Raw genomic sequence first — 17,249 nt, 5'->3', positions numbered from 1 at the left:
ACGTCATCCGTCAGCCGCCTCGCGGCCCCACCCTCAGCTCGCTCCACCCGAAGATCATCACATGTAGATCGTTAACTCATGGCCATTGGGCCCAGGGCCCAGTACGAATCTTCTGAAAGCCACCGGTGAATGACTGCACGGTCGAGACGAGCTGGGTCAGTGAGGTTTCCTCAATGAAGATCACCTCCAGTGGTTGTTGAGGACCAAGGCAACGCGGGCAATATCACCGATCCGTGTGGGGCTGAGGCTGATGCGCTTCAAAGTGCGCCAGCGTTCCTTGAGTTCGGCGGCGGTGCGTTCGCCGAGGGCTCGGACGTTTCTGACCAGGGCGTTCGTCATGCGGGTGTCGATGTCCAGAGCCTTCTCTGAGCGGCCCTTGGGGCGGCGAACAGGGACACGGATGCCGATCCCGGCGCCGATGTACCCCTTGTCTGCCAGGGTGGGCAGGCCACCGGCGGCGGCCTTGTACAGCGCCGGCAGCACGTGCAGTCGCGCGGCCGTGATGTCCGGCGTGGAGCCCGGCTCCACATCCGAGATCCACAAAGGCGTGCCGTCCGGAGCGGAAAGGAACTGAATGTCGACTCTGCTGCGCAATTCGTTCAGGCGGAGAGTCGGTAGCTGAGTCGTTCGAGCCTGCTGCTGCGAGGGCGGTCGAGGGGCAGGGGCCCGGTGCTCCAGTGGGTGTCGAGTCTGACGATGTTGAGTGCGGTGGCGGAGAAGGCGTGTTGAAGGCGGACTTTCGGCAGGCCGCGGTAGCGGGCCCGGCGGATGCCGGTGAGGTCGAGGGCCTGGTTGATGGTGCCCTCGACGCCGGCGCGCAGGGCGTACTTGTTCTTCCAGGTGTCGGTCTTCTGCTCGGCGCGGGCCCGGGCGAGGTTCTCGTGGAGTTCCTCGGGACGCAGGGTGAGCATGCGGCGCCCGGGTTTCGAGGTGGTGCACTGCTTCTGGAAGAGGCAGTCGCGGCAGGTCAGGACGCTGAAGGTGATCACGATGGCGTCCTTGCCGTGCTGCTTGACCGGGTTCCAGTGGGAGCTGGTGCGGCCGGCGGGGCAGCGGACCTGACGGGTCTTCCAGTTGATGGTGAAGGCGTTCTTGTCGAAGCCTCCGGCGGCCTTGGCCTGCGCGGAGTGGTCCAGGAGGACCGGGGTGACCATGCGGGTGCCCTGCTTCAGGGCCTTGGTGATCAGGTCTGCTGAGGGGTAGCCGGAGTCGAGGTAGTGCTCGGCGGGTTTCACGCCGCGCTCGGTGAGCTTGCGCTGGATCGGTGCGGTCGCCTTCACATCGGGCACGGTCGCGTCGGTGGTATGCACGTCGGTGATGAGGTTCGGCATCACCCCTGCCCCAGACCCAGACCCGGCGTCGGCGTCGGCGTCGGCGTCGGGGAGTGTGCCGCACGTCTCGGTCAGGTGGATCTTGTAGCCCATCCAGAACAGGTCCTCACCCTTGGCCGCCCACCGTGCGTCACGGTCGTAGGGGGAGGCCAGGCGGAGTTGACCCGGCGGGACACCGTCGTCGGCGTCCCGCTTCCTGATCACCTGCCGTCCCCGCGCGTCGCTGCGGATGATGTAGGTCTGCACGAGGACCTGCCGAAGCAGGTCCACCGCCTCGATCTCCCGGATCCACCCCGGCGCGTCCTCGGCCCAGGCCGCCCGGCACAAGGCGAGGGCATCCTGCCCGAAGACCTGGGCGAGACGGTCGCGTCTGGTCTGCGAGGGCGGCATGCGCCAGCCGTCGACCCGCGGCCCGTACCGCTCGGCGAACTCAGTGATGTCGATCTGCCCGGCCAGCCAGAGGGGGGCCGCGACCGCCAGGGCCTCCAGCGCCGCCCGCACGCTCTCCCCGGCCAGCTCCAGACGGTTCAAGTCCCGCACCGCACTGATCACATGGGTGGAATCGGTACGCTGTTTACCCCCGGCCGCCACCAGACCGGTCTCCTTGCAGTGCTCCAAAAGCCGGTCGAATACCACCCGCTCCATGCCGCTGTCCGCGAGCCGGGTCCGGAACCTGGACAGGACACTGGCGTCGAATCCGGTGTCCGTCAGCTCCGCACCGAGGGCGTACTTCCAATCGATCGCCCGCACCGCCATCGCCGCGGCCTGCCGATCCGTCAGATCCTCGGCGAACTGCAACACCGTCACCAGCGACAACACCCCCGGCGACAGGCCCGGAGCCCCACGCACCCCGAACGCGGCGGAAAACGGCTCATCAGCGAAGACCTCCGCCAGACGGTCCCGCACCCGTATCGCCAGACTCCCCTTCGGGAACGCCGCCCGAGCCACCATCACGGTCTGCTCCGGGATCTCCGGCAGCCCCGCCGGCCGCATCGACATCCGTACCGCCTCCACGGCCGCACGACAGAGAAGCGACCACAGGAACGATCATCGCGGACCCGACCTCACCCCCGCAGCGAATTGCGCAGCAGAGTCAATGTCGCCGCCAAAACTCTTGTGTTTCTGGCTGAACCACAGGTCGTTGCCGTTCTCGCGGACACCGGCGACCCGGTCGCATGCGATCAATGTGCCGTCCAGTACCAGGTGTGTCATGCCCTCGGCGCGGCAACGGTCCAACACCGCATGGAGGTCGGGGGCTTGGTCTGCGAGGACGTCGATGCCCTCGTGCAGGTAGCGGTAGCCGGTCGCCTGGGATACCCCGGCGTCCCGGGCGAGGCAGTGCACACAGCCTCGCTCACGGAACCAGCGCAGCACCGGCACCGCCTGACGGAATGGTCCCAGCGCCCGCGCCCCCTTCGGGGTTCCGGTCCGTCGACGGTGCAGGGCCAACAACCGGGCCAGGTACTCCACGACGTGGCGCGGGACGTCGAGTGTGGCGATGTAGGTGACCAACATGAAGCCTCTGGTAGTTGCGGCCGTGATCTTGTGGCGAGACCTGTCCTACCAGGGGCTTTACATGCGTCTGCGGTCGGGTGTGGTCCGTCCGACTCGGCTTCGCCAGACGGTGGTTCACACCGCTTCGCGTAGGTCATTTCGCTGAGGGAACATCACTGGCAGCCCGTTCTTCCCAGGGTTCGGCGGACCAGTCGGCTAACGCGCCACGCGGTAGCGGAGGTGGACGACTCTTGCAGCTGAAGGTGCGGGTCTCGACCAGTTCGAGATCCACCCGGCGCTCGTGCTGGGGGAAGAACGGAATGCCGTCGCCGACCAGCACCGGGTAGACCCTGGCCCGGTACTCGTCGATCAGACCCAACGCGGCTGCCTCGGCGGCGAGAGTCGCACCGCCGATCGCGATGTTGCCATCCCCCGGCTCGGCTCGCAATCGCTCGATCTCCTCCGCCAGGCCGCCGGAGGCCAGGCGGGCATGGCCCTGCACCGCCGACAGCGTGGTGGAGAACACCACCTTGGGGAGCGCCTTCCAGACCGCGGCAAACTCGAGCGTTGAGAAGTCGAGCGATGGATCCTGGTCGACGGTCTCCCAGTACAGCATCGTCTCGTACAGCCGTCGTCCCAACAGGTGGACACCGGCCTCTCGCACCTCGTCGGTAGCGAAGCGAAAGACCTCCTCGTCGGGCGGCGTCCAGTCGAAGCCGCCGTCCGGCCCGACGACGTAGCCGTCCAGTGAGACGCCCATCGAATACGTCACGCTGCGCATCAGAAGTCCTCCTCGGTAACGGTTTCGACAGTACGACCGCCGGACGCCGCAGAACTCATCGCGACGCGAGATCCACTGGGTCGAGTCACCTCACGAGATCATTTCGTTGAGAAAACCTCAGTGACGTTTTCTCAACGAAATAATCTTCGCGAAGTGGCTTGATCGGGGCGTCAAGGGTTGGATCGGACAGTGGCAGCCCGGATGCGGACAGACGTAAAGCCCCTGACAGGACGGTTCTCACGAAAAGATCGTCCGCTGCACCAGAGGCTTCACGTTGGTCACCTATGTTGCCATGCTCGACGTCCCGCGCCACGTGGTGGAGTATCTCGCCCGCCTGCCGGCCGCCCACCGCCGCCGGATCGGAACACCACGGAACTCGCGTGCCCTGGGCCCATTCCGCCAAGCCGTGCTGGTCCTGCGCTGGTTCCGCGAACGCGGCTGCGTCCACTGCCTGGCCCGCGACGCGGGCATCTCCCAGGCCACCGGCTACCGCTACCTGCACGAAGGCATCGACGTCCTCGCCGAGCAGGCCCCGGACCTGCACGAGGTCCTGGACCACTGCCGACACGAAGGCATGACCCACGTGATCCTCGACGGCACACTCATCGAGTCCGACCGCCTCGCCGGCGTCCGCGACAACGGCAACGACCTGTGGTTCAGCCAGAAACACAAGGCATTCGGCGGAAACATCCAGTTCCTGACCGCCCCGGACGGCACCCCGCTGTGGGTCTTCGACGCCGAGCCCGGCAGCGTCCCCGACATCACCGCCGCCCGCATCCACGCCCTGCCCGCGCTGTACAAGGCCGCGGCCGACGGCCTGCCCACCCTGGCCGACAAGGACTACATCGGCGCCGGCATCGGCATCCTCCTCCCGGTCCGACGCCCCAAGGGACAGTCGGAACAAGCTCTGCATGCCGACACTCGAACCACGAACAGCCTGATCAGAGGCATCCGTGCACTCGGAGAACGCGCCGCCGCCGAGCTCAAGCAACGCTGGCGGGCTCTACAGCACGTCACCCTGAGCCCCAACCGGATCGGTGACATCGCCCGCGCAGCCCTTGTACTCAACGGAATCTGGAAATGACCACCGCTGAGAAAACGTCGCTGCCCGTCACGAACTGCTCACCACCACCGCCTTGGGGTGTTGAACCCATACCAGAAGCTTCGAGCTGACCGCGAGGACGGCAGACCCCACCCCACCCCCGCTACCAGGACATACATGTCGCGATTCCGCTGACGCCCATCCGCTGCCATCCCACCACCCACTTGCACCCAAACATGTTGCCGAAAACAGGACAAGCAAGCGGAAGTGGGGTACCAAGGAACGAAGGCCGCGTCATGAGCAAACCCCGCCCTTGCGCAGAGGGCACAGGAAACGCGAGGTGACCACCGGTACGCGGCCGCCTTCCCTCTTCGCGCAGCGTCGTCTGCAGCGAACACCCGGTTTCTCCATCGCCTTGGTAGTGCAGTCAAGTTTCCCCGAAGTCTCACTACCGGAAGGAGATCGTCATGCGTGCACAGAGGATTGCGGTCTTGCTCGTGAGTCCGCTCGTCTTCGCAACCGCCTTTGCGATCCCGTCAGCCGCAGCCTCGCAAGCCTCCGCTGCCGTTCTCCAGACCGCGACCACAGTGGCACCGGAGGCCGGCCAGGCTCTGGCGCCCACCTCAATCGCCGACTACCGGCGCGGCGTCCGCGACGGGCTCCGCGACGGGCTCCGCGACGGACGCAGGGACGGTCGCCACTGCGACTACCGCGATAACTACGACGACCGGACCCGTCAGGGCAACCGTGACTACCGACACGGCTACCGCGACGGATACAAGTCCGGGTACGACGTTGCATACCGCCAGGCATTCAACCGGCATTGCCGCCGTTAGGCCCGCATCACGGACCGCGGCAGAGTCATTCCGCCGCAGCCTACCTCGCCGTTGATGCGCAGACGGTAGCCGAGAAGCATCTCACCGTGCGTTTCCTGCGTACTTGCCGGTGGTCCGGGGCCGGAGGGGACCGGCAGTGCCGTCACGTCCCCTCGGAATGCCGCAGCCGTTCGAGGAGCCGGGCGTTCTCCGCCCCCACCTCAACGTTGCACAAGATCAGGACCCGGATCTGATGGGGGTCCTTGACCACTTGCCGCCGCGTTTTTGTGGTGTCGCTTCTCAATCCGGGCGAGCTCGGCCACCGCACCAAGACCCACAGAACGACGAACGGTATTCCGGGAACCCATTCGGTGAATCCGGGCTGAGCAAAGAAACGACACCACGAGTTCCATCTCAGTAACACGAACCTGCTCTGCATACCCGACAGCGAGGCCGTTGCAACCGAGTCCTCCGGCATCGACGACTCCTCGTGTCACGCCCCCGCGATCAAATCGCGAGGGGCACCCCGCCGGCGGGCGACAGAAACAAGATCGTGATGGTTCCGTGAGCACTCAAGGAGCTTACATGCTGGAGAAGTCTGCCGAGTCCCTGACGACCGTGCCGGATGAATCTGGAGCAGCCAGACACAGGACGCACAGCCCATCAAAAGAAAACAGCCCGTCGACAGACACGGAAAGGGACCTCGCCGAGATACTCGCCGGCGTCCTGTGCGTCGAACAGGTGCCGGTCGACAGTAATTTCTTCGACGACCTCGGCGCTAATTCATTGGTGATGGCGCAATTCTGCGCACGCGTCAGGAAACGGGTGGATTTGCCGCCAGTTTCGATAAAGGATATCTACCGTTACCGGACGATCCGCAGCCTGACGGCGGCGCTCACCGATACCGGTACCGATGCCGGAACCGGTATCGCTGCCACACCCGCTCCCGTCAGCTCGCCGGACCCGGCATCCTCGGAGGCTGTGACTCCAGTCGGCACGCCGCAGTACATCCTCTGTGGAACGCTACAGTTCCTGCTTTTCCTAGGATATTCTTTCCTCGCTGCAATTATCACCGCACGTGGTTATGCATGGATATCCGCCAGTTCGAATGCGACGGACATCTACCTGCGATCGGTCGCTTTCGGCGGCGCCGGCTTCGTCGGCATGTGCACTTTCCCGATCTTGGCCAAATGGACCCTTATCGGCCGGTGGAAAGAACGCGAGTTCCCGGTCTGGGGTCTGACCTATCTGCGCTTCTGGACCGTCAAGGTGCTGCTCCACGCCAACCCGATGGTCTTCTTCGTCGGCAATCCCCTGTATGTGCTCTACCTACGGGCCCTCGGCGCACGCATCGGCACGGGTGTCACGATCCTCTCGCGCAACGTTCCGGTCTGCACCGACCTGCTCACGATCGGCGCCGGCACGGTGATCCGCAAGGAGTCGTTCCTCCTTTGCTACCGGGCGCACGCCGGCCGTATTCAGACGGGCCCGGTCACCCTTGGCCGGAATGTGTTCATCGGTGAGAAGACCGTGCTCGACATTGCCACGTCGATGGGCGACGGGGCGCAGCTCGGTCATACGTCATCACTGCACAGCGGCCAGGCGGTCCCCAGCGACCAGCGGTGGCACGGATCTCCGGCGCAGCGCACAGAGCTCGACTACGTGCGGATCCCGCCCGCCAGGTGCGGCACCTTGCGCCGGGTCGGCTTCGGCCTCGCCACAGTGGGTCAGTTGTTCTTCCTCTCCGTGCCGTTGGCCGTCGGGGGCCTGTACATGCTGTTGACGGAAGTCCCGGCGCTGAACGACCGGCTGGAACCGGGCGGGGCAGGGCTCGTGTCACCTAAGCTCTACGTCGATGCGCTGATCGTGTCCTGCGTTCTGTTCTTCAGCTTCGTCGTCGTGGGCGTCGTCGTTCTGTTCACCGTGCCGCGCCTGCTGAATCTGCTCGTCAAGCCGGGCAAGGTATATCCGCTGTATGGCTTTCATTACTCAACGCACCGGGCGATCGCACGCATCACAAATGTGAAGTTCTTCACATGGCTCTTCGGTGACAGCTCCTACATCGTCCACTATCTGCGCGGCCTGGGATACGACCTGTCCCAGGTGGAGCAAACCGGGTCCAACTTCGGCACGGAAGTACAGCACGAGACCCCGTATCTGTGCTCTGTCGGCAGCGGTACGATGATCGCTGACGGCCTGTCGATCGTCAATGCCGACTTTTCGAGTACGTCTTTCCGGGTGTCCCGTGCGTCGATCGGGCGGCACAACTTCCTCGGGAACAACATCGTGTATCCGTCTGGGGCGAAGACGGGCGACAACTGTCTCCTCGCGACGAAGGTGATGATTCCACTCGATGGTGAGGTACGCGAGGGGGTGGGTCTGCTCGGCTCGCCGTGCTTCGAGATTCCCCGGTCGGTGGAGCGCGACTTGCGGTTCGACCACATGCGGACCGGGGCCGAGTTGCGCCGCAGCCTCGCTGCCAAGAACCGCTGCAACATCCGATCGATGGTCCTCTTCCTGCTCGTACGGTGGTTTTTCTTCTTCGTCATCACGGTGCTTGCCCTCGCGAATGTTGAACTGCATGGCTCCTTCGGATATGTAGCGATCGCGGCATTCCTGGTGGCCACCCTGACATTCACCCCCCTCTATTTCGTACTGGTGGAGCGTGCCATCGTGGCTTTCCGCGGGCTGCGACCGCAGTTGTGCTCCATCTACGACCCGTATTTCTGGTGGCACGAGCGTCTGTGGAAGGTTCCTGACGAGTACCTCAACATCTTCAACGGCACCCCCTTCAAGAACGTGATCTGGCGGCTCCTGGGTGTCCGGCTCGGCCGCAGGGTCTTCGATGATGGCTGCTATCTGACAGAACGGATGCTCACCACCATCGGGAACGACTGCACCCTCAATGCGGGGAGCAAGATCCAATGCCACTCGCAGGAGGACGGCACCTTCAAGTCCGACCGCAGCACGATAGGGGACGGATGCACCATCGGTGTCGGCTCGCACGTCCACTACGGAGTGACGATGGGTGACGGCTCAGTACTTGCACCCGACTCCTTTCTTATGAAGGGCGAGGAAGTCCCGCAGCACGCGCGGTGGGGTGGAAACCCGGCCACGGAGATGAGCGATGCCCCCGGTCAGCCGCCGGCACTGGCGCGGCAGGGGTAGCACAGGACCATATTGGTCAGGCCGGCTCGACCGGCCGGACAGCCCGGTCTGCCGACAGCAACGTCGACAGAGGAGCCGGCCTGGTCGGCGACGACAGCCAGGGTGGCCACGGCGAGTGGAGAGGGACTGATCGATGGCAACGCGAGTGGCGGACCAGGAATTCTGGCGCGGTGTGCTCGTCACCGGCGGATCCACCACGATCCCTCGGTGGACGCTCCGTCCGATGACGGGCGTTGACGAGTACGAGGCCACGATCCCGGACGACGTCATGAACGCCTTGCGCCGGTTGGCGAAGGATCTCACGATGCCTCTCGACTCCGTGATGTTGGCCGCGCACGCCAAGGTACTCGCCGCGCTGTCAGGCGAGCACGAGGTCACGACCGGCTACGTCGCAGAGGAGGGCGGCCAACCGTTGCCCTGCCGGCTGACGACCGCACCGACATCATGGCGGGCGCTCCTGGTCGACACCCATCGCGTCGCGTCGGAACTGCTGTCGCACAAGGACTTTCCGGTCGACGAACTCAGGCGCGAGTTGGACCTCACCGGACCGTCGGTCGAGACCGTCCTCGATCCGAATCCGGCCTTCGGTCCCTGCGCGACGGGCGTCGCAGACGATCTCGCCGGAGACACCGTGCTGTGGATGGCATTCTCGGAGCCCAGGGGCCGGCCCACGCTGCGATTGCGGTACCGGACCGACGTACTCGACGCGGACTACGCCGCCAGGATCACCGGTTACCACCTCACCGCGCTCGCGCTCATCGCAGCGGATCCGGATGCCGAGCACGCGCGGCAGAGCCTGCTCTCCGACGAGGAACTCCGGTTCCAGCTCGAAGGACTGTCCGGACCGCGCCGTACCCTGCCGGACGCCCGGATGCACGAACTGTTCGAACAGCGGGTGAGGCTGCACCCGAATGCCATCGCGGCCGTGCACGGCGACCGGGAGTGGTCCTACCAGGAGCTCAACGCTCGTGCCAATCAGCTGGCACGAGCCCTGTTGGCGCGAGGGCTGCGACGCGAAGGTGTCGTCGCGGTGGTGACCGAGAGAAACCTGGACTGGATGGCCGCTGTCCTCGCGGTCTTCAAGGCCGGAGGCGTGTACCTGCCCGCTGAGCCGCGCTTCCCGGCCGATCGCATCGCGGCCGTGCTCTCCCGTGCCGAGTGTGGGCTCGTGCTCACCGAACCCGGAAGCACCGACTCGCTCGACCAGGCTCTGGACTCGCTACCAGGAGTCCAGAAGGTCCTCATCGGCACGGCCTACGACGAGGGCGATCGCGACGACGACCTGGGCATCGCCGTCGCACCGGACCAACTCGCCTACATCTACTTCACCTCCGGTTCCACTGGAGAGCCCAAGGGCGCGATGTGCGAGCACGCGGGCATGCTCAACCACCTCTACGCCAAGATCGAGGACCTGGAGCTCGACGTCGGCGAGGGACAGGTGGTCGCCCAGACCGCCCCGCAGTGTTTCGACATTTCGCTGTGGCAACTGTTGTCCGCCCTCCTGGTGGGTGGGCAGACCCTGCTGGTCGAGCAGGAGGTGGTCCTGGACGTCCAGCGGTTCGTCGACAGGATCGCCCGCGGTCGGGCCGCCGTGCTCCAGGTCGTGCCGTCGTACCTCGAAGTCGTCCTGACGTATCTGGAGCAGCACCCGCGCGAGCTGCCCGGCCTGCGGTGCGTGTCTGTCACCGGTGAGGCGTTGAAAAAGGAGCTCACGCAGCGCTGGTTCGCGGCCAAGCCCGGCATCAAGCTGGTCAACGCCTACGGCTTGACCGAGACCTGCGACGACACCAACCACGAGGTCCTGGACCGGGTACCGGACCGCGAACGGGTCCCACTCGGTCCCCCTGTCAGCAATGTGCACGTCTACGTCGTCGACGAGCACCTGTCACCGGTGCCACTCGGCGCCCCCGGCGAGATCGTCTTCTCCGGCGTCTGCGTCGGCCGTGGATACGTCAACGACCCCGACCGCACCAAGCAGGCCTTCATGCCCGATCCGCACCGCGAGGGAGCCCGGCTCTACCGCAGTGGCGACCACGGCCGCTGGCTGCCCGAGGGCAAGCTGGAGTTCCTCGGACGTCGCGACACCCAGGTCAAGATCCGTGGCTTCAGGATCGAGATCGGCGAGATCGAGAACACTCTGCTGCAGGTCCCCGGCGTCCGCGACGGTGCGGTGGTGGTCGCCGAGCGACCCGACCGGAGCAAGCACCTTGTGGCCTTCTGCTCCGGCCCGACATCGCTTCCCGTCGAGGACCTGCGGGACTGGCTGGGTAAGTCGCTGCCGGAGTACATGGTGCCGTCGGCCTTCCACTGGCGGGAAAGGCTGCCGCTGACCGCCAACGGCAAGACCGACAAGAGGGCACTGGCAGCACTCGTGGAAGAACCGGACGTCGTCGAAGACGACGAAAAGGGCACCCACGTGCCGGGTACGCCGACCGAGCAGCGGCTGGCGGCCGCTTGGGCGGAGGTGCTCGGCATCCCGCAGGATCAGATCGATGGACGGGCCCATTTCTTCGACCGAGGCGGCACATCGCTGTCAGCTGTACAGCTGGTGATCACCCTGGACCGCGCGGTGTCGCTCAAGGACGTGACCCAGCATCCGGTCCTCGCCGATCTGGCCGCGCTGGTCGACGGCAGGTCCGATCGGCGTTCCGGGCTGCTTCAGTCGCTGTGCGAACCGGACGGTGCGCCGATTGGTGCCCTGGTGTGCTTCCCCTACGCCGGCGGCAACGCGGTGAACTTCCAGCCGATGGCCAAGGCGCTGCAGAGCAGTGGGATCGCGGTCTACGCCGTTGAGCTGCCCGGTCATGACGTGGCCGCCGAGAGCGAGCCTTTCGCGTCGATGGCAGATGTGGTTGCTCAGGTCGTCGCCGAGATCACCGAATGTGGCCTGCGCGGAGTCCTGTTGTGGGGGCACTCGTCGGGCGCGGCTTTCGCCGTGGAGACGGCCAGGCAGCTGGAAGATCGCGGGGTGGAAGTCCAACGGGTCTTCATCGGCGCGCAGTTGCTCGGCAATGCCGCTGACCGGCGCGACGCCGTCACCGAGCTGACCGGGTTGAGCGACGCCGAGATCGCCGCGAAGCTGAGTGCGGACAGCTGCTACGCCGAGCTCCATGAGCTGGATGCGCAGCGCGCCGAGCACATCGGTGCGGCCTACCGGCACGACTGTGTGTCCGCACACCGCTATTTCGCAGATCTCCTGGACACTCCCCCAGCGGTGAAGTTGTCCGTGCCGGTCACCGTGGTCGTCGCCACCGATGATCCGCTCACAGCTGATCACCCTCGACGCCACCGCGACTGGGAGCTCCTTTCGGTCCACGTCGACCTGCAGGAACTCGCCGAGGGCGGCCACTACTTCCTGCGCAGCCGTCCGTCCGAGACAGCGCAGGCCGTGCTGCGCACCGCCGAACTACTGCCTGCTTCCTGAGCGGCACACACAGCTGCACACTGAAAGGAAATCAGGATGTCCTCCATATACCCGGCATCGCTGCTCGACGAGGTCGAAATCCAATCCGGCCGACCTCCGATATTGCGGGCCGAGATCACCAGCGACGCTCCGCGCTGGACAGCCGAGCACCGAGAGGCGCTGCGCGCCGTCGTCGCTGAGCATGGCTGCGTCCTGATCCGCGGCCTCGGGCTGTGCGATGTGACCGGGGCCAGTGCCGTCTTCGAGCAGCTGAGCACCAGGCTGATGGCCGAGAGGGAGGCCTTCGCACCTCGGCGGACCTATGCCGACGGTGTGTACTCCTCGGCGCAGTGGCCGCCGAACCAGCCGATGTGCATGCACCATGAACAGAGCTACGCGCTCGAGGTCCCCGGCCTGATGCTGTTCGCCTGCCTCACTGCGCCCCACCAGGGCGGGGCGACCGGAGTGGCCGACGCGGCGACCGTGCTCGAGGAACTGCCCACCGCGTTGACCGAGCGGTTCGAGCGGGAGGGCTGGCTGCTCACCCGAAGCTACAACGACGAGATCGGGTCGTCCCTCATCGAGGCGTTCGGCACCGATGAGCGGGGCGCTGTCGAGAGTTACTGCCGAGCCAACGCGATCGAGTTCGCATGGCAACCCGACGGGGCCCTGCGCACCAGGCAGCGCCGCAACGCCGTGATGCGTCATCCGGTCAACGGGCGGCGCTGCTGGTTCAATCAGGTCGCGTTCCTCAACGAATGGACACTGGCCCCCGAGGTCCGCGAGTACCTCGTCGAGGTCTACGGCGCCGACGGGCTGCCGTTCAACACCCGTTTCGGAAGCGGCGACCCGATCGGCGAGGACGTGGTGCAACTGCTCAACAAGATCTACGAGACCAACACCGCACGCGAGCCGTGGCAGACCGGCGATCTGATGATCGTCGACAACCTACGCACCGCGCACAGCCGGGAGCCTTTCGAGGGACCGCGCGACGTGCTCGTCGCGATGGCCGACCCGGTGCGACTGTCCGACTGCTCGCCGACCTTCGAGGTGACCACCCGATGACCAGCGTCCCCACCACCGTGACGGCGTCCGCAACAAGCGAACCGCACACCGTGCGACCCTTCGCGGTGATCTCCGGTGCCCAGGTCCAGCAGGCGTTGGAGGGGCGCGAGAAGCAGATCGTCGAGTTGGCCGAGTCCACCTACCGGCTGCACGGCGCCGGTGACTCGGTGAACCCACCGTCGTACTTCCTGCGTTTCCCCGACCGCCCGACCTCCCGGATCATCGCGCTGCCGGCCTCGATCGGCGGGCACGTACGGGTGGACGGCGTAAAGTGGATCTCCAGTTTCCCGGAGAACGTTCAAGCCGGCATCCCGAGGGCATCCGCCGTGCTGATCCTCAACGACCAGGACACCGGTTACCCGTTCGCCTGTCTGGAGAGTTCCATCATCAGCGCCACCAGGACGGCCGCGTCCGCGGTGTTGGCCGCGGATCGGCTCAGCCGGGACCGGCCACGGCCCATGCGCGTCGGGTTCTTCGGGACGGGCCTGATCGCCCGCTACATCCACACGTTCCTGGCCGGCAACGGCTGGTCGTTCGACGAGATAGGCGTACACGACCTGTCCGCCGACAGCGCGGCAGGGTTTCGCCGCTACCTCGAGCAGTCGGGCACCACAGGCCGGATCACGGTGCACCACAGCGCCGAGGAGCTGATCCGTGGCAGCGACCTGGTGGTCTTCGCCACCGTCGCCAGTGAGCCGCACGTCAGCGACCCTACGTGGTTCTCGCACAATCCTGTGGTTCTGCACGTGTCCCTGCGCGACCTCGCGCCGGAGATCGTTCTCGCCTCGACCAACATCGTGGATGACGTCGAGCACTGTCTGAAGGCTGACACCTCGCCGCATCTGGCCGAGCAGCTCACAGGCAACCGGGACTTCCTGCAGGGCACGTTGGACGACGTGATGGCCGGGCGGGTGACAGTGCCAGCGGACCGACCGGTGGTGTTTTCACCCTTCGGCCTCGGGGTGCTCGACCTCGCGGTCGGCAAGTACGTCTACGACGAAACGGCCCGCTCAGGAAAACTGCACGTCGTCGACGACTTCTTCCACGAACTGCGCCGCTACGGATAACCGTCCGAGAGCGCCCTGCTGCAGAAAAGGAGGAGGCCGTCGTGCCCGTCATATCCGCTCCCCATGCCTTCAACGAGTCCCAGCTCTATGTCGACCTTGAGCCCATCTTCGGGCACTCCCTGTTCCTGAAGTGTGAGGGCTTCAACTTCGCCGGCTCGATCAAGCTGAAGGCCGCAACCGAGATGGTGGAGACCGCCGAGCGAGACGGAGACCTCAAGCCGGATTCGATCCTGGTCGAGTCCTCGTCCGGCAACCTCGGCGTAGCGCTGAGCATGATCGCGGCAAGCAAGGGCTACCGGTTTCTGTGCGTGACGGACTCCCGCTGCAACCTGTCGACCAGACTCCTGATGGAGGCACTGGGCAGCCGGGTGCACACCATCGCCAGCTTGGACGCCAAAAGCGGCTTCCTGGGCGCGCGGATCGACTACGTCCGTGCGCTGTGCGATTCCGATGACCGGTACCTGTGGCTCAGTCAGTACACCAATCCGAACAACTGGAAGGCGCACTACCGCAAGACAGCGCCGGAAATCGCCCAGCACTTCCCGCACCTGGACGTACTGTTCGTCGGTGCCGGCACCACCGGAACTCTGATGGGCTGCGCACGCTACTTCCGCCAATGGCACCGGCCGGTACGGATCGTCGCAGTGGACAGCGTCGGTTCGGTGACCTTCGGTGGTACGTCGGGCCGCCGCATGATACCCGGGCTCGGCATGAGCATGCCTCCGCCGCTACTCGACGAGTCCTACGTGGACGAGGTGATACGCGTCGAGGAGACGGACACCATCCGCGCGTGCCATCGCCTGGCCAAACGCGGATTCCTCTTCGGCGGCTCCACCGGCACGGTCGTCAGCGGCGCGATGCGTTGGCTGCACGACTATGACACGCGTGAACTCACCGCGGTGGCCATCGCCCCGGATCTCGGCGAGCGCTATCTCGACACCATTTACCAATCCAATTGGCTGCACGATCTTTACGGCGAGGACATGCTCGACTCCGATGAAACGGCTGACGGTCCTTGGGCAGCCGACCCCGTGCCCACACCCCAGGGAGCCTCCCACCACACCCGCCCGCAAACCGGCAACAGCGGCGGTAACGAACACCGTCAGCACCAAGACCGAGAAGCGTAGGTGTTCTGCCCGGAACCTGTCAAAGCGGTCAAGGCAGGTAGATCGTTCTAACGCTGTGCCGGGATCAGTGGGCCGTCTGGGGCCGGCTTGTTGATCCAGGCCGCTGCGGGGAGTTTCGGCGGCTCGGGCGGCTTGCGGACGAAGCGCTCGGGGTGCTTCGCGTAGACGGCCTGAAGGACGTCGGCACGCATCTTGCGGAGCTGCTCGGCGAGGCCGAAGTGCACATCGTAGGGCGTGTGCAGGCCGATCCCGGAATGCCGTTGCTCCTCGTTGTACCAGGTGAAGAAGCGGGTGCACCACGTCCGGGCGTCCTCAAGGGATCCGAAACGCTCGGGAAAGTCGTGCCGGTATTTCAGGGTCTTGTACTGGCTCTCGCTGTACGGGTTGTCGTTCGACGTCTTCGTAAAGTTCCCCCCGGGTCCTGGACAGCGGGTGTTTACGCTGCGGGGGTGAGGTCCTGCCTGAGCAAGGTTCTCGTTTCGAGCGGGGTGACGTACCCGTACTCGGGATGTCTGCGGAGTCGGCTGCGGTTGTACTCGATCTCGATGTAGCGGAAGACGTCGGCCCGGGCGGCCTCGTGGGTCTCCCAGACGGTGGTTCCGATCTCCGCCTTGAGGACGGCGAACCAGCTTTCCACAGCAGCGTTATCGTAACAAGAGCCGACACGCCCCATCGACTACCGCATGCGCAACTTGCTTGTTTCGGTGCGGAATTCGTCACTCGTGTATTCGCTGCCGCGGTCGGTGGGCATGATGCAGCCGGCCTCCAGGCCGCCGCGTCCGGCCGCCATCCGCAGGGCGGCGACCGGCAGCGCGGCGCGGTGGTGGTCGGCCATCGCCCAGCCGATCACCTCCCGCGTCGCGAGATCGATGCAGGTCGCCAGATACAACGTCCCTTCCCATGTGATGAGTTCGCTCATGTCACCGACCAGCCGCATCCCGGGGCGGGGCGCGGTGAAGTCCCGGCCGATCAGATCGGCGGCGAACACCACCCGCTTCGCCTGCCGGGTCAGGCCCCGACGCCGGCGGCGGGTGATCCCGACGATCCGGTGCCTGCGCATCAGCCGCTCGACCTTCTTGCCGTTCACCGCCCGCCCGGCCCGCCGCAGGGCGGCGTGGATCCGCGGGGGCCCCGTCGGCGCCGCGCGACCCGGCGTGGAGCACTCGGACCTCCTCCACCAGGCGTTCCTCCTCGCGCCGTGCGGCCCGGCGCGCCGACGCGGCCGCCTGGTGCGCGTAGGAGGTAGAGCGCGGCACTCCCGGTACCCGGCACAGCAGCGCCACGCTGTGACCTGCAAGATTGTCGCCCGATGCCTTCTCCGCGTCGATGAAGCGACACCGCGCGGCGTTGTCTACCTCATCTTGTCCTGCGCGAAGAAGGCGGTCGCTTTCCCCAGGATGTCGACCGTCTTCTCCAGCTCGCGGACCTTGCGCCGCAGCCGGGCGAGTTCTTCCCGCTCGGCACTGCTCAGAGCCCCGGCAGGCCCCTCGCCCCGATCGACCCTGGCCTGCTTCACCCAGCCACGCAGACCCTCCGGACTCACCCCCAGGTCCCGGGCAACCTCGGTGACCGTCTTGTCCGACGACAGCGCCGGCGCGACGGCATCCCGCTTGAACTCCGCCGTGGACCGCTTACTCGTATTGCTCTTCTTGCTCACTACCTGTGACCACTTCCTCCGGGACCTTCCGTCCCAATATCAGACTGTCCAGGTCAAAGGGGGAGCTTCATTACGACTTTCTCTGCTGATTCAAGCCAGGACGGCGCGATGTGCGGTCCCGGGGGACCGCACATCGCGTTGTCGTCGGTGTGTTATCAGTCCCTGCCGTTGTGGTCGCCGTAACCGCCACGGCCATTGTCATAGCCGTTGTGGTCGCCGTAACCGCCACGGCCATTGTCATAGCCGTTGTGGTCGCCGTAACCGCCACGGCCATTGTCATAGCCGTTGTGGTCGCCGTA

At 65.7% G+C, this 17,249-nt stretch carries 12 protein-coding genes and 3 pseudogenes; 7 read left to right on the top strand and 8 right to left on the bottom strand.

Features of this window, described 5'->3' with window-relative positions:
* Positions 1-180 precede the first annotated feature (180 nt).
* The 4 genes and pseudogenes from ACFYQA_RS37010 to ACFYQA_RS36995 all read right to left on the bottom strand — a co-directional run.
* Positions 181-540: pseudogene (locus ACFYQA_RS37010) on the bottom strand (transposase family protein); the annotation flags it as partial.
* A 59-nt stretch (positions 541-599) separates the two neighbouring features.
* Complete coding sequence (locus ACFYQA_RS37005) at positions 600-2,330, bottom strand: IS1182 family transposase (RefSeq protein WP_388927707.1); 1,731 nt, start codon at positions 2,328-2,330, stop codon at positions 600-602.
* Positions 2,331-2,378: 48 nt separating this feature from the next.
* Entirely contained in the window at positions 2,379-2,846 is a 468-nt protein-coding gene (locus tag ACFYQA_RS37000; RefSeq protein WP_388927704.1) for a hypothetical protein, read from the bottom strand.
* Between the two features lie 195 nt (positions 2,847-3,041).
* Positions 3,042-3,606, bottom strand: a pseudogene (locus ACFYQA_RS36995) (dihydrofolate reductase family protein).
* A 274-nt stretch (positions 3,607-3,880) separates the two neighbouring features.
* Here ACFYQA_RS36995 and ACFYQA_RS36990 point away from each other — a divergent pair.
* The 7 genes from ACFYQA_RS36990 to sbnA all read left to right on the top strand — a co-directional run bounded on the left by ACFYQA_RS36990 (position 3,881) and on the right by sbnA (position 15,293).
* Positions 3,881-4,690 (top strand): transposase family protein, encoded by an 810-nt coding sequence (locus ACFYQA_RS36990; protein ID WP_388927701.1) that lies wholly within the window; start codon positions 3,881-3,883, stop codon positions 4,688-4,690.
* Between the two features lie 425 nt (positions 4,691-5,115).
* A complete protein-coding gene (locus ACFYQA_RS36985; RefSeq protein WP_388927698.1) occupies positions 5,116-5,484 on the top strand; it encodes a hypothetical protein in 369 nt (122 codons plus the stop codon).
* 564 nt (positions 5,485-6,048) lie between these two features.
* Complete coding sequence (locus ACFYQA_RS36980; protein WP_388927695.1) at positions 6,049-8,631, top strand: Pls/PosA family non-ribosomal peptide synthetase; 2,583 nt, start codon at positions 6,049-6,051, stop codon at positions 8,629-8,631.
* A gap of 133 nt (positions 8,632-8,764) precedes the next feature.
* Complete coding sequence (locus ACFYQA_RS36975; protein WP_388927692.1) at positions 8,765-12,055, top strand: amino acid adenylation domain-containing protein; 3,291 nt, start codon at positions 8,765-8,767, stop codon at positions 12,053-12,055.
* A gap of 36 nt (positions 12,056-12,091) precedes the next feature.
* Positions 12,092-13,099: a TauD/TfdA family dioxygenase gene (locus ACFYQA_RS36970; RefSeq protein WP_388927689.1), complete on the top strand. Its 1,008-nt coding sequence runs from the start codon at positions 12,092-12,094 to the stop codon at positions 13,097-13,099.
* Positions 13,096-14,166, top strand: a complete 1,071-nt coding sequence (sbnB, locus tag ACFYQA_RS36965) for a 2,3-diaminopropionate biosynthesis protein SbnB (RefSeq protein ID WP_388927686.1) — start codon at positions 13,096-13,098, stop codon at positions 14,164-14,166. Before ACFYQA_RS36970 ends, sbnB begins: the two co-directional genes overlap by 4 nt.
* A 41-nt stretch (positions 14,167-14,207) precedes the next feature.
* Positions 14,208-15,293, top strand: a complete 1,086-nt coding sequence (gene sbnA, locus ACFYQA_RS36960; RefSeq protein ID WP_388927683.1) for a 2,3-diaminopropionate biosynthesis protein SbnA — start codon at positions 14,208-14,210, stop codon at positions 15,291-15,293.
* Positions 15,294-15,340: 47 nt separating this feature from the next.
* On the opposite strand, the pseudogene ACFYQA_RS36955 reads toward sbnA, so the two are convergent.
* The 4 genes and pseudogenes from ACFYQA_RS36955 to ACFYQA_RS36940 form a co-directional block, all read right to left on the bottom strand.
* Positions 15,341-15,691 (bottom strand): annotated as a pseudogene (locus tag ACFYQA_RS36955) (integrase core domain-containing protein); the annotation flags it as partial.
* A gap of 38 nt (positions 15,692-15,729) precedes the next feature.
* A complete protein-coding gene (locus ACFYQA_RS36950; protein ID WP_388927680.1) occupies positions 15,730-15,930 on the bottom strand; it encodes an IS3 family transposase in 201 nt (66 codons plus the stop codon).
* A gap of 39 nt (positions 15,931-15,969) precedes the next feature.
* Positions 15,970-16,590 carry a DDE-type integrase/transposase/recombinase gene (locus ACFYQA_RS36945; protein WP_388927677.1) on the bottom strand — a complete coding sequence of 207 codons (621 nt, stop codon included), beginning with the start codon at positions 16,588-16,590 and terminating at the stop codon, positions 15,970-15,972.
* Positions 16,591-16,644: 54 nt separating this feature from the next.
* The gene (locus ACFYQA_RS36940; protein WP_388927673.1) at positions 16,645-16,950 is read right to left on the bottom strand and encodes a transposase; all 306 of its coding nucleotides are present in this window, start codon (positions 16,948-16,950) and stop codon (positions 16,645-16,647) included.
* Positions 16,951-17,249: the final 299 nt, after the last annotated feature.

It is taken from the genome of Streptomyces sp. NPDC005774 (assembly GCF_042871645.1).
In the GTDB taxonomy this organism is placed as follows: Bacteria; Actinomycetota; Actinomycetes; order Streptomycetales; family Streptomycetaceae; genus Streptomyces; species Streptomyces pratens.
The sequence above is the reverse complement of the archived record's forward strand: the minus strand, read 5'-3'. Positions and strand labels throughout refer to the sequence as shown.

Bases quoted from the DNA above. Each gene is read 5' to 3' on its own strand.
- ACFYQA_RS37005 (WP_388927707.1), bottom strand. From the start codon at position 2,330: ATGTCGATGCGGCCGGCGGGGCTGCCGGAGATCCCGGAGCAGACCGTG.
- ACFYQA_RS37000 (WP_388927704.1), bottom strand. From the start codon at position 2,846: ATGTTGGTCACCTACATCGCCACACTCGACGTCCCGCGCCACGTCGTG.
- ACFYQA_RS36985 (WP_388927698.1), top strand. From the start codon at position 5,116: ATGCGTGCACAGAGGATTGCGGTCTTGCTCGTGAGTCCGCTCGTCTTC.
- ACFYQA_RS36980 (WP_388927695.1), top strand. From the start codon at position 6,049: ATGCTGGAGAAGTCTGCCGAGTCCCTGACGACCGTGCCGGATGAATCT.
- ACFYQA_RS36975 (WP_388927692.1), top strand. From the start codon at position 8,765: ATGGCAACGCGAGTGGCGGACCAGGAATTCTGGCGCGGTGTGCTCGTC.
- ACFYQA_RS36970 (WP_388927689.1), top strand. From the start codon at position 12,092: ATGTCCTCCATATACCCGGCATCGCTGCTCGACGAGGTCGAAATCCAA.
- sbnB (WP_388927686.1), top strand. From the start codon at position 13,096: ATGACCAGCGTCCCCACCACCGTGACGGCGTCCGCAACAAGCGAACCG.